At 71.2% G+C, this 25,379-nt stretch carries 24 protein-coding genes; 13 read left to right on the top strand and 11 right to left on the bottom strand.

The features are described from left to right. The 3 genes from HMPREF0043_RS04435 to HMPREF0043_RS04445 form a co-directional block, all read left to right on the top strand. Positions 1–649 (top strand): glycerate kinase (locus HMPREF0043_RS04435; protein ID WP_021601701.1); only part of this gene is annotated, 649 nt, incomplete at its 5' end. A 130-nt stretch (positions 650–779) separates the two neighbouring features. Next, positions 780–1,130, top strand: coding sequence for a HesB/IscA family protein (locus HMPREF0043_RS04440; protein WP_040317856.1), 351 nt, complete (start codon positions 780–782; stop codon positions 1,128–1,130). A gap of 10 nt (positions 1,131–1,140) precedes the next feature. Beyond that, positions 1,141–2,091 carry an FKBP-type peptidyl-prolyl cis-trans isomerase gene (locus HMPREF0043_RS04445; RefSeq protein WP_021601703.1) on the top strand — a complete coding sequence of 317 codons (951 nt, stop codon included), beginning with the start codon at positions 1,141–1,143 and terminating at the stop codon, positions 2,089–2,091. 108 nt (positions 2,092–2,199) lie between these two features. Here HMPREF0043_RS04445 and HMPREF0043_RS04450 read toward each other — a convergent pair whose 3' ends face one another. The 4 genes from HMPREF0043_RS04450 to HMPREF0043_RS04465 all read right to left on the bottom strand — a co-directional run bounded on the left by HMPREF0043_RS04450 (position 2,200) and on the right by HMPREF0043_RS04465 (position 5,002). Continuing rightward, a complete protein-coding gene (locus HMPREF0043_RS04450; protein ID WP_021601704.1) occupies positions 2,200–2,820 on the bottom strand; it encodes a superoxide dismutase in 621 nt (206 codons plus the stop codon). 105 nt (positions 2,821–2,925) lie between these two features. After that, positions 2,926–3,984, bottom strand: a complete 1,059-nt coding sequence (locus HMPREF0043_RS04455; protein WP_021601705.1) for an aldose 1-epimerase family protein — start codon at positions 3,982–3,984, stop codon at positions 2,926–2,928. 140 nt (positions 3,985–4,124) lie between these two features. Beyond that, positions 4,125–4,688, bottom strand: a complete 564-nt coding sequence (hxlB, locus tag HMPREF0043_RS04460; protein WP_040317857.1) for a 6-phospho-3-hexuloisomerase — start codon at positions 4,686–4,688, stop codon at positions 4,125–4,127. 38 nt (positions 4,689–4,726) lie between these two features. After that, positions 4,727–5,002: an orotidine 5'-phosphate decarboxylase / HUMPS family protein gene (locus HMPREF0043_RS04465; RefSeq protein ID WP_021601707.1), complete on the bottom strand. Its 276-nt coding sequence runs from the start codon at positions 5,000–5,002 to the stop codon at positions 4,727–4,729. A 297-nt stretch (positions 5,003–5,299) separates the two neighbouring features. Here HMPREF0043_RS04465 and HMPREF0043_RS04470 point away from each other — a divergent pair, with 297 nt between their 5' ends. Together HMPREF0043_RS04470 and trpD are read left to right on the top strand one after the other, a co-directional pair. After that, the gene (locus HMPREF0043_RS04470; RefSeq protein WP_021601708.1) at positions 5,300–5,707 is read left to right on the top strand and encodes a hypothetical protein; all 408 of its coding nucleotides are present in this window, start codon (positions 5,300–5,302) and stop codon (positions 5,705–5,707) included. A gap of 7 nt (positions 5,708–5,714) precedes the next feature. After that, positions 5,715–6,767 (top strand): anthranilate phosphoribosyltransferase, encoded by a 1,053-nt coding sequence (gene trpD, locus HMPREF0043_RS04475; RefSeq protein WP_021601709.1) that lies wholly within the window; start codon positions 5,715–5,717, stop codon positions 6,765–6,767. 54 nt (positions 6,768–6,821) lie between these two features. Here the strand turns inward: trpD and HMPREF0043_RS04480 are convergent, their stop codons facing one another. Further along, positions 6,822–8,585, bottom strand: a complete 1,764-nt coding sequence (locus HMPREF0043_RS04480) for a DEDD exonuclease domain-containing protein (protein WP_021601710.1) — start codon at positions 8,583–8,585, stop codon at positions 6,822–6,824. Between the two features lie 49 nt (positions 8,586–8,634). Further along, positions 8,635–9,147: a hypothetical protein gene (locus HMPREF0043_RS10170; protein WP_021601711.1), complete on the bottom strand. Its 513-nt coding sequence runs from the start codon at positions 9,145–9,147 to the stop codon at positions 8,635–8,637. 103 nt (positions 9,148–9,250) lie between these two features. On the opposite strand from HMPREF0043_RS10170, the gene HMPREF0043_RS04490 reads away from it, so the two are divergent. Then, on the top strand, positions 9,251–10,462 hold the full coding sequence (locus tag HMPREF0043_RS04490; protein WP_021601712.1) for a pyrophosphate--fructose-6-phosphate 1-phosphotransferase: 1,212 nt from the start codon (positions 9,251–9,253) through the stop codon (positions 10,460–10,462). 93 nt (positions 10,463–10,555) lie between these two features. Then, on the top strand, positions 10,556–11,914 hold the full coding sequence (locus tag HMPREF0043_RS04495; RefSeq protein ID WP_021601713.1) for a class II 3-deoxy-7-phosphoheptulonate synthase: 1,359 nt from the start codon (positions 10,556–10,558) through the stop codon (positions 11,912–11,914). 193 nt (positions 11,915–12,107) lie between these two features. Here the strand turns inward: HMPREF0043_RS04495 and pknB are convergent, their stop codons facing one another. Both pknB and HMPREF0043_RS04505 read right to left on the bottom strand, forming a co-directional pair. Then, a complete protein-coding gene (pknB, locus tag HMPREF0043_RS04500) occupies positions 12,108–14,147 on the bottom strand; it encodes a Stk1 family PASTA domain-containing Ser/Thr kinase (protein WP_021601714.1) in 2,040 nt (679 codons plus the stop codon). A 72-nt stretch (positions 14,148–14,219) separates the two neighbouring features. After that, a complete protein-coding gene (locus HMPREF0043_RS04505) occupies positions 14,220–15,197 on the bottom strand; it encodes a lytic transglycosylase (RefSeq protein ID WP_021601715.1) in 978 nt (325 codons plus the stop codon). 105 nt (positions 15,198–15,302) lie between these two features. On the opposite strand from HMPREF0043_RS04505, the gene HMPREF0043_RS04510 reads away from it, so the two are divergent. Further along, positions 15,303–15,659 carry an Rv2175c family DNA-binding protein gene (locus HMPREF0043_RS04510; RefSeq protein WP_021601716.1) on the top strand — a complete coding sequence of 119 codons (357 nt, stop codon included), beginning with the start codon at positions 15,303–15,305 and terminating at the stop codon, positions 15,657–15,659. Between the two features lie 73 nt (positions 15,660–15,732). On the opposite strand, the gene HMPREF0043_RS04515 is transcribed toward HMPREF0043_RS04510, so the two are convergent. Further along, complete coding sequence (locus HMPREF0043_RS04515; RefSeq protein WP_156897512.1) at positions 15,733–16,818, bottom strand: polyprenyl synthetase family protein; 1,086 nt, start codon at positions 16,816–16,818, stop codon at positions 15,733–15,735. Positions 16,819–17,037: 219 nt separating this feature from the next. On the opposite strand from HMPREF0043_RS04515, the gene HMPREF0043_RS04520 reads away from it, so the two are divergent. Together HMPREF0043_RS04520 and HMPREF0043_RS04525 are read left to right on the top strand one after the other, a co-directional pair. Continuing rightward, positions 17,038–18,108, top strand: coding sequence for a DUF4192 family protein (locus tag HMPREF0043_RS04520; RefSeq protein ID WP_021601718.1), 1,071 nt, complete (start codon positions 17,038–17,040; stop codon positions 18,106–18,108). 708 nt (positions 18,109–18,816) lie between these two features. Next, positions 18,817–20,400 carry an RNA polymerase sigma factor gene (locus HMPREF0043_RS04525; protein ID WP_021601721.1) on the top strand — a complete coding sequence of 528 codons (1,584 nt, stop codon included), beginning with the start codon at positions 18,817–18,819 and terminating at the stop codon, positions 20,398–20,400. 30 nt (positions 20,401–20,430) lie between these two features. On the opposite strand, the gene HMPREF0043_RS04530 is transcribed toward HMPREF0043_RS04525, so the two are convergent. Beyond that, a complete protein-coding gene (locus HMPREF0043_RS04530; protein WP_021601722.1) occupies positions 20,431–21,045 on the bottom strand; it encodes a 3'-5' exonuclease in 615 nt (204 codons plus the stop codon). Between the two features lie 177 nt (positions 21,046–21,222). Here HMPREF0043_RS04530 and HMPREF0043_RS04535 point away from each other — a divergent pair, with 177 nt between their 5' ends. From HMPREF0043_RS04535 to HMPREF0043_RS04545, 3 genes are read left to right on the top strand one after another with little or no spacing between them, the layout of a single operon-like run. Continuing rightward, positions 21,223–21,447 carry a DUF7455 domain-containing protein gene (locus HMPREF0043_RS04535; protein WP_021601724.1) on the top strand — a complete coding sequence of 75 codons (225 nt, stop codon included), beginning with the start codon at positions 21,223–21,225 and terminating at the stop codon, positions 21,445–21,447. 54 nt (positions 21,448–21,501) lie between these two features. Further along, entirely contained in the window at positions 21,502–23,598 is a 2,097-nt protein-coding gene (locus tag HMPREF0043_RS04540) for a DNA gyrase/topoisomerase IV subunit B (protein ID WP_021601725.1), read from the top strand. A gap of 9 nt (positions 23,599–23,607) precedes the next feature. Beyond that, positions 23,608–24,522: a GNAT family N-acetyltransferase gene (locus HMPREF0043_RS04545; RefSeq protein ID WP_021601726.1), complete on the top strand. Its 915-nt coding sequence runs from the start codon at positions 23,608–23,610 to the stop codon at positions 24,520–24,522. Positions 24,523–24,644: 122 nt separating this feature from the next. Here HMPREF0043_RS04545 and HMPREF0043_RS04550 read toward each other — a convergent pair. Next, on the bottom strand, positions 24,645–25,379 hold a 735-nt coding region (locus tag HMPREF0043_RS04550), incomplete at its 5' end, for a DNA gyrase C-terminal beta-propeller domain-containing protein (RefSeq protein ID WP_021601727.1).

Consider the following 25,379-nt stretch of genomic DNA (forward strand, 5'->3'; position numbering starts at 1 on the left):
GGGGCGGATCGCCGCCGCCCGCCGCGTCCTGCGCCCGAGCCACCTGACGGTCTTCACCGGGGGACCCCAGCGCCTCCTGGGCCCGACGGGGCTCGCCCGCGCTTGGACGAGGCGGGGCATGGCCCCCGCCCTCGCCCAGGAGATGGAGAGGGCCCTCGGGGAGGCGTCCGCGGCGATGGCCGCGGCGTCCGCCGACGCCGACGCGCAGACGGGCGGGGACCTTCTGGGAGCGGAGGACCTCGTCCGCGGCCCCTACGCCGGCGCCGGGGGAGGGGCCGCCTTCGGACTGCGGATCGTCGGAGCACGGGTTTTGCCCGTCCGGGAAGCGGTCGCCGTCGCGCTGGAGGGGTGGGCCTCGCAGGCGGACCTGTGCCTCTACGTGAGCGGCGCGGTCGGGGAGAGCCCGCCCGGCGGCCTCGACGCCGCGGTCGCATGCGCCGCACGCCGAGCCGTGCCGCTCGTCCTCGTCTGCGACAGCGCGAGCCTGCAGCGCTCGGAGCTGGCCAGGCTCGGGCTCAACGGAGTCTACGAGATCAGGCCCGGACGGGCCTTCGACGACGCCCCGGAGACTCCCGCCACCGCCGCCGGGATGGCCGGCGCGCTGACAGACGCCGTCGCACGCGTCGCCGGCACATGGGGATGGGAATGATTGACCGGCCGATCGCCTCGGCGCACCGGACGCGGAGTGTAAGCTGGCACGCGTTGCTAGAATGTCCGCCCGTCCCACACTACGCTTGTTCACGTACAACCACTTCACGTACAACCTGTTGGAGGAAGCAATGAGCGAAACGCTCGACGCCGTCAGTCACAACGTCAACCTCAGCGAGGCGGCCGTCTCGAAGGTCAAGGCGCTTCTGGAACAGGAGGGTCGCGACGACCTCCGGCTGCGCGTCGCCGTCCAGCCCGGTGGCTGCTCGGGACTCATGTACCAGCTCTACTTCGACGAGCGCATCCTCGACGGCGACGCCGTCCGCGACTTCGGGGGCGTGGAAGTGATCGTCGACAAGATGTCCAAGCCGTACCTGGACGGGGCGTCGATCGACTTCGCCGACTCCATCGACCGGCAGGGCTTCACGATCGACAATCCCAACGCTGTGGGTTCGTGCGCCTGCGGCGACTCCTTCCACTGAGGGGAAGGGCATGCGACACAGAATACTCCGCGGTCTGCTAGCCGCCGTCTTCGCCGTCTCCCTGGTGGCCTGCTCCAATTCCGGCGACGGTCCGGACGGGAAGAAGACGACGGCGGTCAAGTCGACGCCCGACGCCAACAGCCCCAAGCTCACATATGCCGGCGGCAAGCCCCTCATCAAGTTCCCCAAGGCGGATCCTCCCAAGGAACTCAAGGTGACCGTCCTGGAGAAGGGGAAGGGAGCGGAGATCGAGGCTTCCGACGTCATCGTCGCCGACTACGTGGGGCAGGTGTGGGGGAAGACCCAGCCCTTCGACTCCTCCTTCGCCAAGGGGACTCCGCTGCGCATGCCTCTGTCCAAGCTGGTGCCGGGATGGGGCAAGGGCTTGGCCGGGCTCCACGTCGGCGACAAGGTCATGCTCTCCATCCCCCCCAAGGACGGATACGGGCCGAGCGGCCAGCCGGACGCGGGGATCTCGGGCGACGACACGATCGTCTTCTACGTGGAGGTCCACGACGCGCTCTCCATCACCGAGGCGGGCCAGGCCGACGCCACGGCCGTCGTCGATCAGGCGACGCTGCCCGTCCGGATCACGGGCGCCATCGGCAAGCCGGTGACGAAGGTCGAGGTCAAGGAGAACGCGGCCGAGCCCACGACGAGGACGAAGACCGTCATCGCACGCGGCACCGGCCCCGAAGTGGGCTCGAAGGGCACGATGTACGTCTCCTACTACGTGGCGTCGAAGGACGGCACCGTCAAAGAGACCACGTGGGACGGCAAGAGAGGCCCCCAAGCCTCCACGATCGGCAGGGGCACCCCCTTCGACGAGCTCGTCGGAACGCCCGTGGGCTCCCGCGTTCTGCTGACGGTGCCCAAGACGCAGGAGAACAGCGGCTCGGCGTCGTCGGTGCCGCCCGTGTTCGTGGTCGTCGACATCCTCGCCTACTACCAGGACGGGTGACGGGCCGAGGGAGCGGACGGACCGCGCCCGGCGCGGTCCGAGCCGGCGGCATACGCTGAGCAGTGGGGGGCGGCCCGGGCCGCCCCCCACTGCTCAGCGTCGCCGGAATCAGCCGACGATGAGGCCCGCGGCACGGGCCTTCGCCGCCTCGAGCCTCTCGGCGACGTTCCGCCAGTCGGCGATGTTCCAGATGGCCTTCACGTAGTCGGCCTTGACGTTGAGGTAGTCGAGGTAGAACGCGTGCTCCCACATGTCCACCATGAACAGCGGGACGATCCCCGCGGGGACGTTCGCCTGTTGGTCGAAGAGCTGGAAGACCACGAGCCCGCCGGAGATCGAGTCGTAGGCGAGCACCGCCCACCCCGATCCCTGGATGCCGGTCGCCGCCGCGGTGAAGTGCGCGACGAAGGAGTCGAAGGATCCGAAGGCGTCGTCGATCGCCCCGGCCAGTTCGCCCTCGGGCCGGCCGCCGCCGTCCGGGGAGAGATTCGTCCAGAAGATCGAGTGATTGGTGTGCCCGCCCAGGTTGAAGGCGAGGTCCTTGGAGAACTGGTTGATCTTGGACAAGTCGCCCGCCTGGCGGGCTGCGGCCAGATTCTCAAGCGCGGCGTTGGCGCCCGCCACGTACGCGGCGTGGTGCTTGTCATGGTGGAGCCGCATGATTTTCGCGGATATGTGGGGTTCCAGAGCCGCGTAGTCGTAGGGGAGCTCTGGCAGGGTGTAGGTCATGTTGTTCCTCCGTTCGCGGCCGCCGGGCGGCGGGCGTCCGGCCGATGGCGGTAGAGCGGGGCCGGACCGTTGTCTGGGACGATTCAAGTATAGGGACGTTCGTCCCTAAAGGACAGGGCGGATGCCGCCGCGTCGCACCAACCCGTCCCTGCGCCTGCGGAGGCGGGCGATCGCCTCCCGACCCTCCACGGCGGACACGGTCAGATGTTTGACCTCGCTCGCCTGCGGTTGGAGGATGTGGAGGTCGCCCCGCTCCTCGTGGTGTCCCCGCCCGAGAATGGAGGAGTTGGAGGGCTCCAGGCCGACGACGTAGTCTCCCGCGGCCATGGACTTCCACTGCATGAAGTACGGGAACTCCTCGACGGAGAACTCCAGGACGAGAGCGATTCCCAGCTCCGGATTGGCCACCGAGGCGAAGGTCGAGCCGTCGGGCTCGGCCGCCAGCGTGTGGATGAACACGCTCTCCGGCTTGTCGGGCACCGGGGCCTGGACCGTCGACCAGTCGGCCTCGTCGCGGGGTGCGACGCGGATGCTCGGAATGACGATCTCCGCGCTCTCGGACAGCAGCGGCCAGCCGACGTTGCAGTGGTACATGAACATCATGGGCTGAGGGGTGAATCCCTCGTTGACGACTTCGTCCGCGACGGCGATCGACGCCTCGCCCAGCCGCGAGGAGACGGTGCGGCGCAGGACGAGGTTCTCGCCGAAGAGCTCGGCCTCGCGCACCTCGCCGCTCAAGGTGACCGCGTAGTCGTCCCCCTCCCAGCCGGCGTCGGCCCGCACGTGCTCGGCCGGGCTCGTCCGGATGCGGCCGTGCAGGGGATACCGCTTCCCCTCCGCGTCCGTGTAGGGGGCGCCGATGTTCTCGAACCCGCAGGTGAAGAACATGCCGCCCATGATGCTGCGGGCCACGTCGTCGCTGAGGGTGTCGAAGGGGTTGCGCCCGTTCAGGCCGGGTTTGGACAGGAAGCCGAGGCTGACGCCCCGGTATTCGAATTCGCTGACGTCGAGGGCCTTGTCTTCCATCGCGACGAATCTGACGTCGCCGTTCTTGACCTCGATGGCCCGCATTCCGGCGGCGCGGCCCTCCTCGTAGCGGATGCGGCGAGCGTAGGCGAGCTGCTGCATGCTGCCTACGCGGCCGAGGATGTCTGAGCGTTCCATTGCGTCTCCTCGAATGGCGTGTTGTCGTGTGGTGCGGGAGGCGGGTGGGATCCGGCGCCCCGGGGGAGGCCGTTCGCGTGCAGTCTCGACGAGGACGGGGAATCCGTGGAATCCGGCGCACCGGGGGAGGCCGGCTCGGCTCACTCGAGGTTCGCGTGGCGCTCGAACATGCTCTCGCCGGTCTGCCCGAGCAGGGGCATGAGGATCAGCACCAGCGCGTCGTAGGCGAGCCAGCACAGTTGCTCGAAGAGCGAGCCCATCGGCTGGATCGATTCGGCGCTCTGCGCCTCGCCCGGCGCGCGCTTCGGCGTGACCCCGGGGACGGCGACCACCACGTCGGCCAGGGCGCCTATCCGGTGGTCGGGGAACATCGTCAGCGTGACCACTTCGACGCCGATCCCCTTCGCCTTCTCGACCGCCGCCACGAGGCTCGCCGTGGTGCCCGATCCGGAGCCGACGACCAGGACGTCGCCCTCCCCGACGGACGGCGTGGTCGTCTCGCCCACGAAGAACGCCGGCTTGCCCAGGTGCATCATGCGGTTCGCGAAGGCGCGGGAGGCGAATCCGGTGCGGCCTGCGCCGGCGACGAAGACGCGCCGCGCTCGGACGATCGCCTCGGCCGCCGCCTTCAGCTCCCGGCCGGAGATCCTCTCCCCGTAGGCGCCCACCTCGTCCAGGATCGCGCGCAGTTCCGCGTTTCCCACAGCGGCGCCGTTCCCGGCCGCAGCGTTGGCGCCGCCCGTCATCGGTTCGCCTCCCGGGAGTGGGCCATGCCGGCCAGCCGCTCGGCCTGGGCGGCGGGGTCCGGGGCGTGCGCGATCCCGCCGCCGGCGATGACGGCGTCGGCCCCCGCCTCGGCGTAGTCGGGAAGGGTCGCGGGCGTGATGCCGCCGGGGACGGACACCCTGCCCTTCGCCGCCCATTCCCCGGGCGTGAAGGAGAGGTAGGCAGGCAGTTCGAATCGGCGTTCCAGGCCCTCGAACCGTTCGATCGTCGCGTTGATTTCTGACCTCGTCATCGGTGAATCGACCCCCGTCGTGTGAACAGCTTCGCCCTCGGGTCCCGCCGGTCGTCCGACGCGGGCAGCCTCGGAGATCCTGCGAGCGCCCCACTTGCGACTGTACCCGCCGCACAGGCCGAAGTCACCATCCGATTCCCTCCGATTCGCCGCCGGGCGTCTGCGGATCCGCCTCGAGTCGGAGGGACTCCAAGGTCGGGCCGACCGCCGATTCGCCGGGCGCGTGCCGGCTGTGCGGCGGTTCGGGGAGGCGACGGCTAGAATGTGACCGTTGCCCGGACGAGAACGGAGGAAGGCATGGCAGAGCTCGACGCCCCCGAGGCGGCCGACGCAGTATCGATCGTCGTGTACTCGGACGACGCCGACACGCGACGCGAGGTCCTCTCCTCCGTCGGGCGCCGCGCAGGCAAGGGGCTGCCTGAGATCCGGTGGAAGGAGACCGCCACGCCCGAGGCTCTGCTGTCCGAGGTCCGCGCAGGCGGCTGCGCCCTGATGATCCTCGACGCGGAGGCCCCCAAGCTCGGCGGCATGGGGATAGGCAAGATGGTCCACGACGAGATCGACGCCGACATCCCCTTCGTCCTCCTCATCGCCCGGCCGCAGGACGAATGGCTCGGGCGATGGTCGGGCGCCGAGAGGATCCTTCCCCTCCCCGTCAACCCGCGCGTCCTCTCCGGCGCGGTCGCGGAGATCCTTCGAGGATAGGGGCTCCATGGCGCATCCGACCTGGCCCGACGTCATCGCGCGTCTCATCGCCAAGCAGAACCTGACCGCGGAGGAGACCGCTTGGGCGATCAACGACGTCATGGACGGCAACGCGTCCGGCGTCGTGCTCGCGGGCTTCCTGACCGCTCTCGCCGGCAAGGGCGAGACGCCCGCCGAGATCCGCGGCATGTCCGAGGCCATGCTCGCCCACGCCGTCCCCCTCTCCGTCGAGGGGGAGCAGCTCGACATCGTCGGCACGGGCGGCGACCGCCTGAAGACGGTGAATGTCTCGACGACGGCCGCGCTCGTCGTGGCGGCCGCAGGAGTGCCGGTCGTCAAGCACGGCAACCGGGCGTCGTCCTCGGCGTCGGGGGCCGCGGACTGCCTAGAGGCGCTCGGCGTTGCCGTCGACCTCCCCGCGGAGGAGGTCGAACGGGTCTTCGCGGAACTCGGCATAGCCTTCGTCTTCGCCAACGCCTTCCACCCTGCCATGCGCTTCGTCTCCCCCACGCGCCGCGAACTGGGGGTCGCCACCGCCTTCAACATCCTCGGCCCGCTGACCAATCCCGCCCGCCCGGCCGTCTCGGCCATCGGCGTCTCCCGCGAGGACTTCGCCGCCCTGGTGTGCGGAGTGCTCGCCGACAGGGGATCGCGGGGCCTCGTGTTCCGCTGCCGCAACGGCATGGACGAACTGTCGGCCGCCGCCCCCAACGACGTCTGGGAGGTGCGCGAAGGCGGCGTCGTCCACCGCGAGTTCGACGCGGTGGACGAGCTCGGACTGCCCCCCGCCACCGTCGACGACCTGCGCGGGGGAGAGCCCGACTTCAACGCCGAGGTCACCCGGGCAGTGCTCGGCGGGGCCGACGGGCCGGTCAGACAGGCCGTCCTCCTCAATGCCGCCGGGGCCCTCGTGGTGGCCGACAGACACGAGGGGACGCGCCCCGGGGACGGCACGTTCGCCGAGCGGATGAGGGCCGCCTACGAGGTGGCCGCTCGCTCGATCGACTCGGGCGCCGCGGCGTCGCTGCTCGATCGCTGGATCGAACTGTCCGGCTCGTGACCGGGCCGGCCACGCCCTCCGCGGCCTCCCGCCGCCCGGGCTTGCCCGCGACGTTCACGTCCCGCCGTCCGCCTGGCAGGCGGCTTCGCCCCCGCACTGCGGCCCGGGGACGCGGAACCGGGCCGCCGACCGGCGGGGCAGGGCCACGGGGACCTCGCCCGAGACCGCGATGAGCCGCGTGTCCCGGCTCCACAGCCACGAGGCGAGCAGCTCGGTCTCCTCGGGATGCGCCGCTCCTCCCACCAGGCGGGGTCGGCCGACCGCCTCCGCGACGGCGAGCAGCGCCTCGGCCGCACAGAGGGGATGCGCCTGCGCGCGAGCCGTTCCCGCCAGCCGCCCGTAGCGTATGGCGGCGATCTGCCAGCCGGAGCCTTCGCGCCTGGCCGCCACGATCTCCCGGGAGAGCAGGAGGGGCAGGAGCCTCTCCTTGCGGCGCTGGGCCGCCAGGACGGCTCCCAGCCTGTCGCGCTGCGCGCCCGCCTGCTCGAAGCGCTCCAGCTCGGCCAGCGCCGCCAGCCGCGCCGTCTGGCGCTTCCACAGGCCGTCGCAGGCCCCCGCGAGGATCGCCGCCGCCTCCTGCGGCGCCCGCCGGGCCCCCTCGGCGTCCACGCACGGCGCCGAGCATCGTCCCAGCTCGCACAGGTGGCAGGCGCGGACCCGGGCGCGCGGGATCGCGGGGAGCCGCGCGGTGCAGGTGCGCAGCCGGCAGTCGTCGGCGACGAGCCGAGCGGCCTTGCGGGCCTGGGCCTGGGAAGGGAAGGGGCCCAGGGCGTCGGCGACCCGGTCGAGGAGGACCGCGCGCGTGATCGACAGCCGCGGATGGGCCTCCTCGGTCAGGACCAGCCACGGCAGGCGGTCGGGCCGCCTGGACCGGCGATTGTACGGAGGGTCGAGCCGGGCGATGTCGCGCAGCTCGAGGACTCCGGCCTCCAGGACGGTGGCCGTCGGCTTCGCCTCGACCCTCACGGCCAGATCCACCATCTCGGCGATCCGCCTGCGGGTTTCCGCGGCGGTGAAGTACTGGCGGACGCGCCTGTGGACGTTCGCGGACGTGCCGACGTACAGGACGTCCCCCGCGGGGCCGATGAACCGGTAGACGCCGGGGGAGTGCGGCAGCCCCTCGGCCAAGTGCGCCTTCCCCCGGCGGCGGGCGGGAACGGGGTCGGCGGCCGAGGCCAGATCCTCCAAGTGGGTGACGCCCAGCGGGCCGAGCCGTGCGAGCATGGCGTGCAGGACGTCGACGGTGGCCCGGGCGTCGTCGAGCGCCCGGTGGGTGGGGCTGACCGTGGCCCGGCAGACGCGGGCGAGAGTCGAGAGCTTGACGTTCGGCGCCTCGTCGCGGGTGAAGACCCTGCGGGCGAGCTTGACGGTGTCGAGCACGCGGACCTTCGGCCAGGCCATGCCGAGCCCGGCGCAGGCCGCCCTGAGGTGGCCGACGTCGAAGGCCGCGTTGTGGGCCACGAGGACCGTGTCGGGGCCGGGCCCGAGGAACTCCATGAAGGAGGGGAGGACCTCGCCGATTCGGGGCGCCGAGAGCGCCATGGCGGTGGTGATGCCCGTCAGAGCCGTGATGAAGGCGGGGATGGGCTCGCCCGGGTCGACGAGGGTCGCGAACTCGCCGAGCGTCTCGCCTCCGCGCACCCTGACCGCGCCGATATCCGCTATCGAGTTGGGTGCGGGCCTGCCGCCGGTCGTCTCCAAGTCGACGACGACGAAGGACGCTTCCTCGAGGGGCACGCCCAGATCGTCGAAGGCGAGCTGGGCGCCGCGCGTCGACGCGCGGCCGACCCGCGCGCCGAGAGGATCGTCGTCTGCCACGCGTCCAGCGTATCCGGCGGTTCCGACGCCTTCCGATTCGCCGCAGGCCTCACAGCCGGGCGCCGTCGTCGAAGGGATCGACGTCCTCGGCGCGCGGAGACGAGGAGAACGCGGCGATGGCGGCTAGGGCGAACCCCAGCGCGCCCGCCCCCAGGGCGATGGAGGAGCCGCCGGAGACCGCGCCCAGCGCGACCAGGGTCGAGACCAGGACGCTGATCGCCGCGGCCAGCCACAGGAGCCTCGTGCGCGGCGAAGCGGGCGCTGCGTCGTCGGGATCGACGGGGACGAGCACGACGTCCTCCTCGTCCTCCTCGGCGGGGCTCCAGTCGCGGGGCCCGCCGGACAGACTCGCCACGGTCTCGACGTCGTCCCCGGCGCCCTCCTCCCACTCTCCGGGCTCCCGGAGGCCGCCCGCCTCGGCGTCGGCCGCCCTGCCCCCGCCGAGGCCGTCGAGGTCGAACTCGGAGGCGTCGGCGAGCTCCAGGCCGTCCAAATCCGAGAGTTCCGTGACGATCTCCTCCCAGCGCTCGTCGAAGTCTTCAGCTTCCGCGTCTCGAGTCATACGTCCCAGCATAGTCGCGGGTAGAATGGAACGCAGCGGTGCATATGTGCCCGACGGCGTCGTCCCCGCGCGCCGAGAAGAAGATCTTTAGGAAGGTTCCATCATGACGGTTCGTCGCGTCGCTCTGCTCACTGCCGGCGGTTTCGCCCCCTGCCTGTCCTCCGCCGTGGGAGGGCTCATCCAGCGCTACACCGAGATCGCCCCCGACATCGAGATCATCGCCTACCAGTACGGATACCACGGCCTCCTGACCGGCAACTACGTCGTCGTCGGCGAGGAGGCGCGCCGCAGCGCCCACATCTTCTCCCGCTTCGGCGGATCGCCGATCGGCAACTCCCGCGTCAAGCTGACGAACGCGAAGAACCTCGTGGAGCGCGGCCTGGTCAAGGAAGGCGAGGATCCCCTCGAGGTCGCAGCCGAGCGCCTGCGCGCCGACGGCGTGGACGTGCTCCACACGATCGGCGGCGACGACACCAACACGACAGCCGCCGACCTCGCGGCCTACCTCAAGGAGCACGACTACGACTTGACGGTCGTGGGGCTCCCCAAGACGATCGACAACGACATCGTTCCCATCCGTCAGTCCCTGGGCGCCTGGACCGCGGCCGAGGAGGCCTCGGGATTCGCCCAGCACGTCATCGGCGAGCACCGGTCCAACCCCCGGATGCTCATCGTCCACGAGGTCATGGGCCGCAACTGCGGTTACCTGACCGCCCAGTCCGCCCAGTACTACCACGCGTGGGTCGTCGAGCAGGAGTGGGCGCCCGCCCTCGGCCTGTCCAAGGAACGGTGGGACGTCCACGCCGTCTACCTGCCCGAGCTGTCCATCGACATCGACGGGGAGGCCAAGCGGCTGCGCGGCATCATGGACGAGATCGGCAACGTCAACATCTTCCTCTCCGAGGGCGCCGGGGTCGACGAGATCGTCGCCGAGAAGGAGGCCGCGGGCGAGGAGGTCGAGCGCGACCCCTTCGGCCACGTCAAGCTCGACACCGTCAATCCCGGCCAGTGGTTCGCCAAGCAGTTCGCCGAGCGCATCGGCGCGGAGAAGGTCATGGTGCAGAAGTCGGGCTACTACTCGCGCGCCTGGCATTCGAACGCGGACGACCTGGCCCTCATCGGCTCGATGGTGGACATGGCCGTCGACTGCGCCCTGGAGGGCACGTCCGGCGTGATCGGCCAGGACGAGGAGAACGGCGACGAGCTCTCGTGCATCGCCTTCCCGCGCATCAAGGGCCACAAGGCCTTCGACGTCTCCCAGCGGTGGTTCGCCAACCTCATGGGCGCCATCGGCCAGAAGTTCGAGGTTCGCTGACGGGCGGTGCGGGCGGCCCGACGCGCAGCGGGCTGCCCGACGCCCGCGGCCGGCGACCGCCGGAGCCGGGCGGACCGGACTAGAATCGTCGTCATGTTCACCGACGCAGACGATGCGAACGCGACCTCCGTCAGAGCCTGGAGGGACCGTCCGGCCGGACACCAGCCGGACTGGCCGGACGCGGGCGATCTGGAGGCGACTGTCGCGTATCTGCGGACCCTGCCCCCGCTGGTGTTCGCCGGCGAGGCGGACCGGCTCCAGCGGGAGATGGCCGCCGCGTCGCGGGGCGAGGCTTTCGTCCTCATGGGCGGGGACTGCGCCGAGTCCTTCGAGGAGGCGACCGCCTCCCACATCAGGGCCAAGATCCGCACCATCCTCCAGATGGCCGTCATCCTCACGTACGGGGCGTCGGTCCCCGTCGTCAAGATCGGGCGCATGGCCGGCCAGTACTCCAAGCCTCGGTCGGCCCCGACGGAGACCCGCGACGGGACCACGCTCCCCTCCTACTTCGGCGACGCCGTCAACGGACACGAGTTCTCCCGCCCGTCCCGCACGCCCGACCCGCGTCGGCTCGTCGAGGCCTATCAGCGCTCGGCGGCCACGCTGAACCTCATCCGAGCCTTCACCACGGGGGGCTTCGCCGACCTCGACAAGGTCCACGAGTGGAATAAGGGGTTCATGGCCAATCCGGCCTACGCACGCTACGAGACGGTCGCGACGGAGATCGACCGGGCGATGCGGTTCATGCTCGCGGCGGGCGTCAACCACGAATCCCTGCGCACGGTGGACCTCTACGCCTCCCACGAGGCCCTCATCCTCCCCTACGAGGAGGCCCTGACCCGCGTCGACTCGCGGACGGGACAGCCCTACGACTGCTCGGCGCACTTCCTGTGGATCGGCGAGCGCACGCGCGACGTCGACGGCGCGCACGTCGAGCTGCTCAGCCGCGTCCGCAACCCGATCGGCGTCAAACTCGGCCCCTCCGCCCGGCCCGCCGACGTCCTCGCCCTCGTCGACAGGCTCAATCCCGAGGGGACGCCCGGACGGCTGACCCTCATCGCCCGCATGGGGGCCTCGACGGTCCAAGAGCGCCTGCCCGCCCTCGTCGAGGCCGTCCGCGACGACGGCCGCCCGGTCACGTGGGTGACCGACCCCATGCACGGCAACACCATCAGCGCCTCCAACGGGATGAAGACCAGGCGCCTGGCCGACATCCTCGCCGAGATCAGGGGCTTCTTCTCGGTCCACGAATCGCTGGGCACCAAGCCCGGCGGCATCCACGTCGAGCTCACCGGGGACGACGTCACCGAAGTGCTCGGCGGCTCGGAGGAGATCGTCGAAGACACCCTGCCCGCCCGCTACGAGACGCTCGTCGACCCGCGTCTGAACCACCAGCAGTCCTTGGAGATGGCCTTCCTCGTCTCCGAGATGCTGCGCGACGTCCATCTGTAGCCAGCCCGCCGGGTCTGCCGGCCGGAGTTCGAGCCGTTCGATCCGTGCCCGCACCGTCGCGTGCCCCCGGAGGCGCGGCCCGACCTCGATGTGTCGCGCATGATCAGCCCGCCCTGTGCGGGGACGCGGCTTCGATGGTGCGGTCGTAGACGGTGGTCTTCTGGATCAGCCCGCCCTGTGCGGGGACGCGGCCCTAGAAGACCGCGATCTTCACGCCCGTCCCCTTACGGGCCTTCGTCCCGGCCGCGGGGCTCTGGGAGCGGACGATCCCGAAGTAGCCGCCGAAGACGTTGTCGGCCTGCACCTGGAAGCCCGCGTTCTGCAGCGTCGTCGTGGCCTCTTCGCGGCGCATGTCGACGACGTTGGGGACGTCGACGAGCTCCGGGCCCTGGGAGACGACCACCGTCACCGAGTCGCCCCGGTGGACGGTCCCCTTGCTCGGGTCCTGGGAGATGACGACTCCCTGGGCGACGGTGTCCGAGTGCTCCTCCTGGCGGGAGACCGTCAGCCCGGCCTTCCTTATGGCGTTGTTCGCGTCGGCTTCGGACTTGCCGACGACGTTGGGGACCCTGATCGGCTGGCGGCCCTTGGATATCGTCACGGTGACCGCCGAATCGTGGTTGACCGCCGTGTCGGCGGCCACCGACTGCGAGACGACCCTGCCCTCGTCCACCGACTCCGAGTAGACGGCGGCCTCCCTGTAGACGAGACGGGCCGAGCCGAGCCTCCGCCTGGCCTCCTGTGCGGACAGCCCCGACAGATCGGGGACGGTCACCTGTTCGACGCCGCGGGAGACCGTGACGGTGACGACCCTGCTCGGATGGACCCTTCCGCCCCCGCCCGGATCGGTGGAGACGACGGACCCGGACGGCACGGTGTCCGAATAGACGTTGCGGCGCCTGGCGGTCAGCCCCTCCTCGCGGAGGGAGCTGAGGGCCTGCTCGTAAGTCTGCCCCGCCACCGCCGGGATCGTGACCCGCTTGCCCGGCCCGGCGCGGAAGTACCACAGCACGGCGGTCAGGGCGACCGCCAGCAGGATCGCCAGGGCCGCCCAGGCCCTGCGGCCCTGCCGCCGTCTCCTGCCCGGCAGCTCCGGGGTTTCGTGGCGCAGGTCCGTCCGTCGCCGCCGCAGGCGGCGTGCCCCGTTCCCGTCGTCTGCGCCGCCGCCGGGCGGGATCGGCTCGGCGGCCGGTGCCGCGCCGTCCGGGGGGACGGGACCGGGCATGGGCATCGTCGTCGTGGGGGCGGCCGGGAGGGGCTTCGGATCGGGCGGGGCGTCGTCCTCGCCGTCGTCGTCCTCGCCGTCGGACTGGGGCGCCGGGATGACGGGGATGCGCCGGATGAGGTCCTCCTCGGGGATCGACCGGGTGATGGCGAGGAGTTCGCGGAGCGCCTCCTCGCCGTTGGCCGGCCGCTGCGAGGCGTCCTTGGCCGTCAGCAGCGCGATGAAGGAGTCGAGGGACGCGGGGATCCAGTCGGCCTGCTCCGCGACGTGCGGCATGGGCTCGTTGATGTGCATGTACGCCGTGGCGATGGGGGTCTCGGCCTGGAAGGGGAGCTCGCCCGTGAGGAACTCGTAGAGCATGATGCCCACCGCGTAGACGTCTGCCGGGGCCTCGGCGACGCCGGTCGTGATGACTTCGGGGGCCATGTAGGTCACGGTTCCCATGGCCTGCCCGGTCGTCGGGGAGACCGAGGTGACCGCGCGGGCCAGTCCGAAGTCGGCGACTTTGGCGTGGATCTCAGGCCGCTCGAATATCGACACGGGCGGGATCCGCGAGGTGAGCATGACGTTCTCGGGTTTGACGTCGCGGTGGACGATGCCCGCCGAGTGCGCGCTGCTGAGCGCGCGCAGGGTCTGCTCGGTGATCGCCAGGGCCGTGCCGAGGGTGAAGCTGCCGGTGCGGATCAGTTCGCTGCGCACGTCGGGGCCGGGGACGTACTCCATGACGAGGTAGGCGTGGCGCCCGTCTCCCGAGTCCCACACGCCTTGGTCGTGGACCGTGACGACGTAGGCCGAGGACAGCCGCGCCGCCGCCCTGGCCTCGCGATTGAACCGCGCCGTGAAGTCAGGGCTCTCGGCCAGATGCCGGTGCATGAGCTTGATCGCCACGTCCCGTTCGAGGCGCTTGTCCCGGGCGCGGTAGACCGTCGCCATTCCGCCGCGCGCGATGCGCCTGGCGATGACGTAGCGTCCGTCGACGACGGCTCCCAGGAGCGAGTCCGATACCACGGGTTAAGAGTACTAAAAGCACGGCCACCTCGGTTACAGGAGCCGCCCCGCGCGGACCGGTCCCCGGAGGGCTCAGAACTGGGCCATGGCGGCGCGGACCTTCGCGACGTACTTCTGGGTGTCGGGGCGCATCCCGGTTTTCTTGACGCCTCCCAGGCCCTGGTAGTAGCCGGCTATGCCCTGGTCCATGTCGTCGGCGTTCTTCTGCAGGTAGCGGATGATCGCCACGCCCGCCACCGCGTTGTCCTGCGGATCGAGCAGGTTGAGCTGGCGCCCGACCATGCGCGAGGCCCACTCGCCCGAGGACGGGATGACCTGCATGACCCCCACGGCGTTGGCGGGGGAGACCGTGCGCATGTCGAAGTCCGATTCGACGGAGGCGTGGGCAAGGGCGAGCCGGGGGTCGACTCCCATCTTCGCCGCCGCCTCGCGCACGATTTCGCGCATCTTCACCGCCGAAGGCGTCGAGACGCCTTCCAAGGAGGCCCGGTTCCGGTTCGCCGCGGCGTTCACCTCGTCCGAATACGTGTAGTGGAGGAAGGTCTTGGGCACCGGATCGGAGGGGACCGAGGCCGAGGCCTTGACAGCCGTGGGGATCGTCAGCCGCTGGCCGGGGAAGATGCGGTCGGGGTCCGCGATGCCGTTGGCGGAGGCGAGCGCCGAGGCGGTCGTCGAGTGGCGGCGGGCGATCCCCGACAGCGTCTCCCCGCCGGCCACGACGTGGACCGATCCCTGCGAGGCCGCCGGCACGAGGGCGAGGGAGCCTGCCGTCGACTCTCCCACGGCCGCGAGCGTGACCGGCACGGCCGCGGGACCCGAGACCACGGCGAGGGCCGGGCGTTCGTGCGCCGCCGGTTCGGACGAGGCCTTGGCCTGTGACCCGGCGTGGGAAGTCGGGGTGAGGACGCCGAGGGCTGCGGTCGCCGTGGCGAGAGCGGTCGATGTGCGTGTCACATACGTGCGCATGGACATGAGGTGCCTCCAGGTCTCCCGTCTGTGTAACGAGTTATCGATGAGAATCGTGATGATCCCGTGAACGATGTGCCACATGTGACAATAGCGCGTTCCGGGCCGGCGCGCCACACGTTTTCCGGACGAGTGCGCCACACGGCACGGCGGCCCGCAGGCCCGGCCGTTCTCGGCTAGTCTGTGCGAGTGACCGTTTCGCCTGAATCCTGGCTGTCCGTCCCCCAAGCCGCGGAGCTGCTCGGCGTGACCCAACGCGACGTCCGCTCCATGCTCGCCGACCGCAGCCTCATCGCTCTGCGGCGCGGCGGAGGCGGCGCCCTGGCGATCCCCGCCCTCGCCTTCGTCGACGGGGAGGGGGCCGCGCGCGTGCTGCCGTCGCTGCGGGGCACGCTCATCACGCTCGCGGACGCGGGCTACGACGACGAGGAGGCGTGGTCGTGGCTCACGGGCGACGTGCCCGAACTCGGCGGGCGTCCCATCGACGCCCTGCGCTCCGGCCGCGTCCATGCGGTCAGGACGGTGGCCTGCACGCTCGCCTTCTAGCCGGTCCGCGCGGTGCGGACCCGGGCCTCGCATCGGGCCCGCAGTCCGCCGGCGACGTCCGGCCGCTGACCCCTCAGTTCGTCCGACTCGCCAGCTCGCCCAGGAGCTGGCCGAGGAGGTCGATTCCCTCCGAGCTCGCCCGGCCGGAGCCGGCGAGCCTCTCCCAGGCGGAGCGCGCCTCGTCCTGATGCACGGCGATGAGGGCCTCGTGTCGCGAGCGGGCCCCGCTGGAGGCGACGATGTCGCGGATCCGCTCGGCGTCCTCCTCGGTGACGGCGCCCCCCAGGCGCGAGCGCAGCCAGTCGGCGTCCGCCGGACTCGCACACCGGCCCGTCAAGGCCAGCAGGACCGTCCGCTTCCCCTCTGCGACGTCCCCGCACAGAGGCTTGCCGGTCACCTCGGCGTCGCCGAAGACTCCGAGGTCGTCGTCGCGGAGCTGGTAGGCGATTCCCAGGGGACGCCCGATGCCGGCCAGCAGGCGGACGAGCGCCGCGTCGGCTCCGCCCAGCCGCGCGCCGATCGTCAGGGGGTAGACGACGGAGTACCGGGCGCTCTTGTGGACGATGACGTTCATGGCGGCGCGAACGGGGTCGTCCTGGTCCGGGACGCGCCCCGCCCGGACGTCGAGGTACTGCCCGAAAGCGACCTCCCCCGTCATCCTGGCGAAGTCGGCGAGCGCCCGCCGCCCGCCGCCCGGGGCCAGGCCGCACGCGCGCACGCAGGCCTCCGTCGACAGCGACAGGAGGAGGTCCCCCAGGAGGATCGCCCCGGCGGCGCCGAAGTCCGCCTCGTCGCCGAGCCAGCCCGCTTTGCGGTGCGCCTGGGCGAAGGCGACGTGGCCGGTCGGCATTCCCCGGCGGATCTGCGCGTGGTCGATGACGTCGTCGTGGACGAGGGCCGACGCCTGGTAGAGCTCGACGGCCGCGCCGGCGTGGATCGCGGGGGCGATGTCCCCGGCTCCCGCCGAGAGGTACGCCGCGGCCAGGAGGGCCGCGCGGGTGCGTTTGCCCGACTCCATCAGGGCGAGCGCGGGGGCCGCGAACTCCTCGAGGAGGGGGGCGTCCCCCGGAAGGTCGGCCATCCAGGAGCAGCGTCGGAGATAGCCGTACGCGGCACTCGACACGTCGGCTCGGATGGAGGCGAGGGTGGGGCTGGCCATGGTCCAAGCGTAGCCGGAGGCGGCGAGGCCCACACGGCGGGCGGGCGGATCGGATGACCGGATCGGGCTGGATCGGCCGGTTGAGATGGCCGGAACCGGGCGGCCGGGGCGGCGAACCGAGTGAGCGGAACCGGTCCACAGTCGCCGTCCGCGTCGGCCGGGCGCACATCGAGCCGGACCGGAGCCCTTCCTCCTGCGGCATCCGGCGAGACTTCGACCATGATCGCACTCCGTTCGCCCGAGGAGACCCTCGTCCTCGTCCCGCACATCGTCGGTTACCGTCCCGCCCGGCAGCTCGTTCTGTGCGGCCTGGACCAGCGCGTCGTCGACGCGTCGGGCCGGCGCGCCTGCATGGGACCGGTCGTGGTCGTCGACTGCGCCGCCGAATCGGTCGGCGAGGACCACGCACGCTTCATAGCCGAGGTCGTCGGCCACCATCGCGTGACCAAGGCCGTCATCGTCCTGTACTGCGACGATCTCGCCCAGGTCGAGGGGACCGCCGCGGCGCGCCTCGAACACGTCCACGCCATGGCCCTTCAGGCCCTGGCCCCCGCTCCCGACGGCTTCCTCGCCTCCTACGCCGTGGACGGCACGTCCTTCGTCCGCGTCGACGGGTCGGAGGCGACTGTGCGCTCGCTGCGGGAGCTCGACTCCTGCCAGGCGGCCGCCGAGCTCGTCTACAAAGGGAGCTCTCCGCTGCGCGAACCGCCGTCCCCGGAGATCGAGGCCAAGCCGGAGGCCGAGCGCGACGCGGCCCGCGGGGAGTCCGCCCGCGCTGAGCGGGCGGAGCGGACGCCGCAGGCCATTGCGGCCCAGCTCGCAGCGGTCGACGCGCTGCTGGCCTGCCCCGACGCCGGCCGGCCCGCGGACAGAATGGCGCACGCGAGGATGTGCGGCCGGGTGAGCGCCGCCCTGTGCAACCCGGACGTGCGCGACCGAGTCCTCCTCTACGGCATCGACCCGGCCGTGGAGACCCCGCTGGCCGGCGTCGGGGAGGAGGAGCTCTTCTCCCGCCTGGCAGCGGCCGCCGGGCGCGCCCCCCACATCGACCGGATCCGCCGGGTCATCGCCCTACTCGAAGAGGTCGCCTCCTACCGGGTCCGAGGCGAGCACGCCGCCCTCGCGGCGGCCGGATACCTCCACTGGTGGTCGTGCACCAATTCCTTGGCGGCGAAGAGGGTCAGGCAGGCCGCGCGGATCGACCCGGGGTATCCGCTGGCCCACCTGCTCCTCGACGTCGTCTCCAGCGGGACCATGGCCCCCTGGTACTCCGCGCTGACGGCCGGCTGACGCGTCCGTTTCGACGATTCCCGGGTCATGCGAGGGGAGTCTCCCACGCCGAGGCTCCCGGCCGCGCAGGCGCCCAGCCAGGTCGCGGCCGGCCCATTCCGGGCTTCCGCTCGGGCACGGGGACCGCGCCGGCTGCTCGGGAGCCGGCTGCGCATGGTCCCCGCGGTCGCGGCCGAGGGGAACCGGAAGTCCGTCCCAGTGGTCCGGCCTGGCTGGGCGCCCTCCGTCTGGATGCCGTGCATCGACGGCGTCTGACCGTCGCACGACGCTCTTTGGAGGAGGAACGCCGTTGCGCGAAAGCGAGCTCGCACCGTAGCGCCCCGCGTCGCCGGCGCGGGCGGGCTCCTCGGCGAGCACGAGGGGGAGCGCGCCGCCGGCGGGGAGGCTTCCGGGCCTGGCGGGAGCGGGACCTCAAGACCCGCGTCAGGCGGGTGGGCGGGCTATGGTGGCTGGAATCCCATGCACGCGCGTCCACCGGCGGAGGCGTAGGCTGAAACCGATGATGGCAACGAATTGTGAACTGAGTCATAGCCCCGGCTTTCGGGAATGAAATCCAGAGTTTGCTCGTTCAGGCCAATGTCCTGGACTGTGCCCGAAATCCTTGGGCGTGGTTTGTGTTGAGCGTTTCAAGCTGAAAGGTCCCACGTGGCAACCAGGTCCGCACAGGCAACCGCAACCGTTTCCGCCGAGGAGAGGCCGGAGCCCTCGATGGAATCCGAGAAGAAGGCGGCGACCGGGAAGGGCGGTGAGGCGAAGGCGGTCAAGGCGGCTTCGAAGAAGGCCGGAACCAAGAAGAAGGCGGGCGCAACGGCGTCCGAGAGGACGTCGGGCGCCAAGAAGGCATCCGCTAAGAAGCCCGCCGCGAAGAAGAAGGCCGCATCGGCCGGAGAGGGTGAGGCCGCCGCCCCGAAGAAGCCCGCTGCGAAGAAGAAGCCCGCTGCGAAGAAGAAGGCCGCATCGGCCAAGGCCGCGGCCGGCGCCTCGCAGAAGGGCTCGTCGACGGCCAGGAAGACCCAGCGGAAGACGGCCGGGGGGAAGAAGCCCGCCGCCTCTCCCGCGTCCGAGGGCGTCGAAGCCGTCGAGATCGCCGGCGGCTCCGCGGCGCCGTCTCCGGCCGCGTCCAAGGACACGGCCGACTACGAGGAAACCGACATCGTCGGCGTCTCGGACGACGACCTCGAACTGGAGGAGGGAGCCGAGGACGAGGCGGACGCCGACGGGGAGTCCGGCGATGAGTCGGACAAGAACGGCGCGAAGGGCCGCGGGCGCAGCAGGATCCTCACCGACGACGCGATCCCCGTCTCCAAGGGCGCCTTCACGATGAAGGACTCCGACGAATCGGACGAGCCGGCCGTGCGCGTCCACGTCGCGGGCGCCACGGCGGATCCCGTCAAGGACTACCTCAAGCAGATCGGCAAGGTCCCCCTCCTCAACGCCGAAGAGGAAGTCGATCTGGCCAAGCGGATCGAGGCGGGCCTGTTCGCCGAGCACATCCTCAAGAGCGGCTCCCTGAACAGGGAGACCGACCGGATGTACATGCGCGAGCTCAAGCTCATCTCGCGAGACGGCCAGCAGGCCAAGAACCACCTTCTGGAGGCCAACCTCCGCCTGGTGGTCTCGCTGGCCAAACGCTACACGGGACGGGGCATGCTCTTCCTCGACCTCATTCAGGAGGGCAACCTCGGCCTGGTCCGCGCGGTGGAGAAGTTCGACTACTCGAAGGGCTACAAGTTCTCGACTTACGCCACGTGGTGGATCCGCCAGGCGATCACCCGCGCGATGGCCGACCAGGCGCGCACGATCCGCATCCCCGTCCACATGGTCGAGGTCATCAACAAGCTCGCCCGCGTCCAACGCCAGATGCTCCAGGACCTCGGGCGCGAACCGAGCACCGAGGAGCTGGCCAAGGAACTGGACATGACCGAGGAGAAGGTCATCGAGGTCCAGAAGTACGGGCGCGAGCCCATCTCCCTCCACACGCCCCTGGGGGAGGACGGCGACAGCGAGTTCGGCGACCTCATCGAGGACTCGGAGGCCGTCGTCCCGGCCGACGCGGTGGGCTTCACGCTTCTGCAGGAGCAGCTGCGGCAGGTGCTCGACACCCTCTCGGAGCGCGAGGCGGGGGTGGTCTCGATGCGCTTCGGCCTGACCGACGGCCAGACGAAGACCCTCGACGAGATCGGGAAGGTCTACGGTGTCACGCGCGAGCGCATCCGCCAGATCGAGTCCAAGACGATGTCCAAGCTCCGCCACCCCTCGCGTTCCCAAGTGCTGCGCGACTACCTCGACTAGCCGCCTCGGCCTCGGGGCCCGCCGCGCCGCCTAGACGGCGGGCCAGGCCAGGTCGGCCGAGGCGCGCACGGCGTCCACCCAGCTGGCGGGCAGGGTGACGGTCCCGTTGCGCGAGACCGCCCGCCGCGCGAAGCGCGTCCCCGCGGCCTCCTCGGCGATGTAGCGCCTGAGGAGGAGCGCGGCCACGCGGGCGTCGGCGAGCGCCCGGTGGCGTGCGGGCACGGGCACGCCGGCGCGCCTGGCGGACGCCGCGAGACTGTGCCTGCCCGGCGGCAGGTAGATCTTCGACAGCTCCATGGTGCAGGCCGTGGCCTCCCGCGGGATGGCGAAGTCCACCCCGGCGTGCCGGTAGGCGGCGTTGAGGAAGCCGACGTCGAAGGCCGCATTGTGGGCGACGACCACCTTCCAGGCCAGGAGGGCGGTGACCCGGGGGAGGACCTCGGCGATCGGCGGCGCGTCCGCGACGTCGGCGTCGGTGAGCCCGTGGACGACGGTCGCCGCGACGGGGCGGCCGGGGTTGACCAGGCTGCTCCACTCGCCGGTCGGGCGGCCGGAGCCGTCCGCCGTGACGATTCCGATCTCGAGGATCCGGTCGGTGCGGGGATTCAGCCCGGTCGTCTCGACGTCCACGACGGCAAAGCCCATGTTCCTCCTGCTTTCCGGCCCGCCGGAGGGCCGCAGTGCCCATTATGCACGGGCCGGCCCGCTCGCGGCCTCCGCCCGGACGGCGGGTCTCCGCGGTGCGCGGCCTTCCGTTCCGCCCGATGCGAACGGTGTGGACGCATCGGGCGCGCAGCCGGCCGTTCGTGCTTTGATGGAGACGTGACTACAACAGCAGCCGACGACCAGCTGACGATCCTCGACCGGTGCGACGCGTGCGGGGCGCAGGCCTACGTCCGCGTCGTCCTCCCCTACGGCGAGCTCCTCTTCTGCGGGCACCACGCCAACGCCCACCTGGAGAAACTCGCCGCCGCGGCCATCTGCGTGCACGACGAGCGAAGCCGCATCGCCTCCGACGGCCAGGCGCAGGGCGCGGGTGAGGCGTGACGCATCTGCGCGCCCCGGCGCGAAGGTGACGGCGGGCGCGCATACGATATCCGGGTGACGACACAAGAGGCCTACAGCGCGCGCCACCTCCAAGTCCTCGAAGGGCTGGAGGCGGTGCGCAAGCGCCCGGGCATGTACATCGGGTCCACCGACTCCCGGGGGCTCATGCACTGCCTGTGGGAGATCATCGACAATGCGGTGGATGAGGCTCTAGAGGGCTACGCCCACGCCATAGAGGTCGAGCTCCACGACGACGGATCGGTGGAGGTGCGCGACGACGGGCGAGGCGTGCCCGTCGACGTCGTCCCCGGCGTCGGGCTGACGGGCGTGGAAGTCGTCTACACGAAGCTGCACGCCGGCGGGAAGTTCGGGGGAGGCTCCTACACGTCCTCGGGAGGCCTGCACGGCGTGGGCGCCTCCGTGGTCAACGCCCTCTCGGCCCGCCTGGACGTCCAGGTGGACCGCGACGGGGTGACCTATCAGATGCAGTTCCACCGGGGCGAGCCCGGGCGCTTCGCCGACGGGCGGAAGGCCCCCTCGCCCGACAACCCCTTCACGCCCTTCACCGACTCCTCCGTGCTGGACGCGGTGGGGAAGGCGGCCAAGAAGCGCACCGGCACCCGCGTGCGCTACTGGGCCGACCCGCAGATCTTCCTCGACAGCGCGGAGTTCTCCTACGGCGAGCTCGTCTCCCGCGTCCGCCAGACGGCCTTCCTCATCCCCGGGCTGGCCATCACGGTGGTCGACGGCCGGGACGGCGAGCCGACCAGCGAGACCTTCCGCTTCGACGGCGGCACCGTCGACTTCGTCGACTTCCTGGCCAGGGACGCCCCTGTCACCGCGACGATGCGCCTGACCGGCGAGGGGACCTTCACGGAGAACGTCCAAGAGCTCGACAGGGCCAGCGGCCACCTCGTCACCCGCGAGGTGGAGCGCACGGCGTCGGTCGACGTCGCCCTGAGGTGGGGGTCGGACTACGAGACCCGCGTCGAGTCCTTCGTCAACATCATCAGGACCCCGGGCGGCGGGGCCCACCAGGCCGGCTTCGAACAGGCCGTCCTGAAGGTCGCGCGCTCGCTCGTCGAGGCCAACGCCCGGCGGCTCAAGGTCGGCGCCAGGGATCCCCGCATCGAGAAGGACGACGTCCTGGCGGGGCTGACCGGGGTCGTCACGGTCAGGTTCCCCGAACCGCAGTTCGAGGGGCAGACGAAGGAGATCCTGGGGACCGCGGCGATACGCGGGATCGTCGCCGGCGTGGTCGAAAGGGAGCTGACCGCGATCCTCGCCTCGCCCAAGCGCGACCAGAAGACGGAGACGGGCCGGCTTCTGGAGAAGATCGTGGCCGAGATGCGCGCGCGCGTCACGGCCCGCATGCACAAGGAGATCTCGCGGCGCAAGAACGCCCTGGAGACCTCGAGCCTGCCCGCCAAGCTGGCCGACTGCCGCAGCGAGGACGTCGCCCGGACCGAGCTGTTCATCGTCGAGGGCGATTCGGCGCTCGGCACCGCCAAGCTCGCCCGCTCCAGCGAATTCCAGGCGCTGCTGCCCATCCGCGGCAAGATCCTCAACGTTCAGAAGGCCTCGGCCGCCGACATTCTGAAGAACCAGGAAGTCGCCTCGATCATCCAGGTCATCGGCGCGGGCAGCGGGCGATCCTTCGACTTGTCGGCCGCCCGGTACGGCAAGGTCATCATGATGACCGACGCCGACGTCGACGGCGCGCACATCCGCACCCTGCTGCTGACCCTGTTCTTCAGGTACATGCGCCCCCTCGTCGAAGCCGGACGCGTCTTCGCCGCGGTCCCGCCCCTGCATCGCATCGAAGTGGCTGGCAGGAAGCGCGAGGTCGTCTACACCTACTCCGAGGACGAGCTCCACCGCCAGCTGCGCAGGCTCGAGCGCACGGGCAGGACGTACCGCGAGCCGATCCAGCGGTACAAGGGCCTGGGGGAGATGGATGCGCACCAGCTCGCCGAGACGACCATGGAGCCCGCCCGCCGGACCCTCCGGCGCATCCGCATGGAGGACGAGCAGGCCCTCGTGGAGGCCGAATCGGTTTTCGAACTGCTCATGGGCAACGAAGTCGCCCCGCGCCGGGAGTTCATCGTCGAGGGAGCCGCAGCGGTGGACCGGGAGCGCATCGACGCCTAGTCTGTATCCATGGCATGGAGTGAACTGGGGCCCACCGATGCCGATGAGATCTTCCGCCTGATCGGCCAGCTGGAAGCAGCCGACGGGTCGCTTGTGCGCACGAGCAGGGAGGAAGTCGAGGGCTACTTCGACGATGCCATGGTGTGGCGGGCGATGGGCCTGCGCGCCTCCGACGGGAGCCTGCTGGCCTTCGGCCTGGCGCGCATGCCCGGCGGCGGCAGGGAGGTCAGGCTCTCCGGCGGGGTCCGCCCCGACGCGCGCGGCGAGGGCATCGGGCGCCTCCTGGCCGCCGAGCAGCTCAGGGCGGCGCGTGGGATCGGGGGGACGAGCGCGCTCGTCCACGTCGACGACGCCAACGCCGAACTGGCGGCGCTCCTCGAACGCGAGGGATTCGAACTGTCGCACACCTTCGTGCAGATGCGCATGCGGCTGGACGAGGAGGACGCCGCGATCCCCACCCCTGCCCACATCAGGATCGAACCGCTGAGCCCCGAGAGGGACGGGGGCGTCGTCCGCTTCCACAACGCCGTGCAGGCTCAGGCCGGAGGGTCTGCGATCTCGCCGGATGCGTGGGCCGTCGAGCACGCCTTCATCGACCGGGACTGGAGCTTCGTCGCCTTCGACGTGCGAGGCGACAGGCCCCGGATCGCCGCCTACATCGTCTGCGAGCGCTTCGAACAGGACTGGCAGGCGTTCGGTTGGTCGGAGGGCTACATCTCCGAAGTGGTCCTCGGCCGGGAATGGAGGGGGCTGCGGCTCATCTCCCTCCTTCTCGGATGGTCCATGGACGCCTTCAGGGCGTCAGGGGTCTCCTACGCGGGAATCGACGTCCCCGAACACGACTACCTGTATTCGACGTACGTCGACTACGGCTTCGAGGTGACGGCCCGCACCCGCGTCTACGTCAGCAACCTCGACGGTTGATCGGGCGGCCGGCGGCTGCGCTGATCAGGAGGCCGGCCGGCGGCTCGGTTGTTGCGCCCGGCCGGCGGGCCGACGACCGGGCGGGCAGACGCCGAAGGAGGCGATCCGCCCGCCCCGGGCCGTCAGCCGACGGCGCTGACCGGGGCCGTGAGGGGGACGCCCGAGCCGTCGCGCCGCTCGTCCGCTGCCGGCAGGTCGACGGGCTGGCCGCCGGTTCCCACGGCGCGGAGCGGGTCGGGGCCGACGAACGCCAGCTGGAGGCAGTCCTCTCCGTGCAGGAAGCGCTGAGCGCGCACGCCCGCGGTGGCGCGCCCCTTGGACGGGAACCGGTCCAGGGGGGTGACCTTCGCGCTGCCCGCCACGGTTCCCTGGAGGGCGTCGCGGCTCCCCGACACCGTCGCCACGAGGTGCCCGGCGACGTCGTCGGCGGGCACGACGCCCAGGGCGATGACCCGGCCGCCCTCGGCCAGGCGGATCCCGGCCACGCCGCGTCCCGTGCGGCCCTGAGGGCGCACCGCGGAGGCGTCGAAGCGCAGAAGCTGGGCGTCGGAGGAGACGAGGACGATCTGGTCGCCGTCTCGGCAGTGCCCGGCGGCCACGACCGCGTCGTCCTCCTCCAGAGAGATGACGTCCCACGAGCCCTTGGCGGGGTGGGCGGCGGCCAGGCGCTTGATCCTCCCGTGCGCCGTCGCCAGGGCGAGCGGCGCGGCGTCGGGGGAGAGGTCGGCGAGCGCCAGCGCCCGCTCGCCGGGTTCGAGGGGGACGAGCTCCCTCAGCTGGGCTCCGCCCGCCAGGCTCGGGGCCGAGGTCGCCGCCGGCAGCGCGGGTGCGTCGACCACCTCCAGTCGCACGATCCT

Source organism: Actinobaculum sp. oral taxon 183 str. F0552 (assembly GCF_000466165.1).
Classification (GTDB): Bacteria; Actinomycetota; Actinomycetes; order Actinomycetales; family Actinomycetaceae; genus Peptidiphaga.

Excerpts from the sequence above, each read along its gene's own strand:
- HMPREF0043_RS04440 (WP_040317856.1), top strand. The coding sequence starts at position 780 with ATGAGCGAAACGCTCGACGCCGTCAGTCACAACGTCAACCTCAGCGAG.
- HMPREF0043_RS04445 (WP_021601703.1), top strand. The coding sequence starts at position 1,141 with ATGCGACACAGAATACTCCGCGGTCTGCTAGCCGCCGTCTTCGCCGTC.
- HMPREF0043_RS04450 (WP_021601704.1), bottom strand. The coding sequence starts at position 2,820 with ATGACCTACACCCTGCCAGAGCTCCCCTACGACTACGCGGCTCTGGAA.
- HMPREF0043_RS04455 (WP_021601705.1), bottom strand. The coding sequence starts at position 3,984 with ATGGAACGCTCAGACATCCTCGGCCGCGTAGGCAGCATGCAGCAGCTC.
- HMPREF0043_RS04465 (WP_021601707.1), bottom strand. The coding sequence starts at position 5,002 with ATGACGAGGTCAGAAATCAACGCGACGATCGAACGGTTCGAGGGCCTG.
- HMPREF0043_RS04470 (WP_021601708.1), top strand. The coding sequence starts at position 5,300 with ATGGCAGAGCTCGACGCCCCCGAGGCGGCCGACGCAGTATCGATCGTC.
- trpD (WP_021601709.1), top strand. The coding sequence starts at position 5,715 with ATGGCGCATCCGACCTGGCCCGACGTCATCGCGCGTCTCATCGCCAAG.
- HMPREF0043_RS10170 (WP_021601711.1), bottom strand. The coding sequence starts at position 9,147 with ATGACTCGAGACGCGGAAGCTGAAGACTTCGACGAGCGCTGGGAGGAG.
- HMPREF0043_RS04490 (WP_021601712.1), top strand. The coding sequence starts at position 9,251 with ATGACGGTTCGTCGCGTCGCTCTGCTCACTGCCGGCGGTTTCGCCCCC.
- HMPREF0043_RS04495 (WP_021601713.1), top strand. The coding sequence starts at position 10,556 with ATGTTCACCGACGCAGACGATGCGAACGCGACCTCCGTCAGAGCCTGG.
- HMPREF0043_RS04505 (WP_021601715.1), bottom strand. The coding sequence starts at position 15,197 with ATGTGGCACATCGTTCACGGGATCATCACGATTCTCATCGATAACTCG.
- HMPREF0043_RS04515 (WP_156897512.1), bottom strand. The coding sequence starts at position 16,818 with ATGGCCAGCCCCACCCTCGCCTCCATCCGAGCCGACGTGTCGAGTGCC.
- HMPREF0043_RS04520 (WP_021601718.1), top strand. The coding sequence starts at position 17,038 with ATGATCGCACTCCGTTCGCCCGAGGAGACCCTCGTCCTCGTCCCGCAC.
- HMPREF0043_RS04525 (WP_021601721.1), top strand. The coding sequence starts at position 18,817 with ATGGAATCCGAGAAGAAGGCGGCGACCGGGAAGGGCGGTGAGGCGAAG.
- HMPREF0043_RS04530 (WP_021601722.1), bottom strand. The coding sequence starts at position 21,045 with ATGGGCTTTGCCGTCGTGGACGTCGAGACGACCGGGCTGAATCCCCGC.
- HMPREF0043_RS04545 (WP_021601726.1), top strand. The coding sequence starts at position 23,608 with ATGGCATGGAGTGAACTGGGGCCCACCGATGCCGATGAGATCTTCCGC.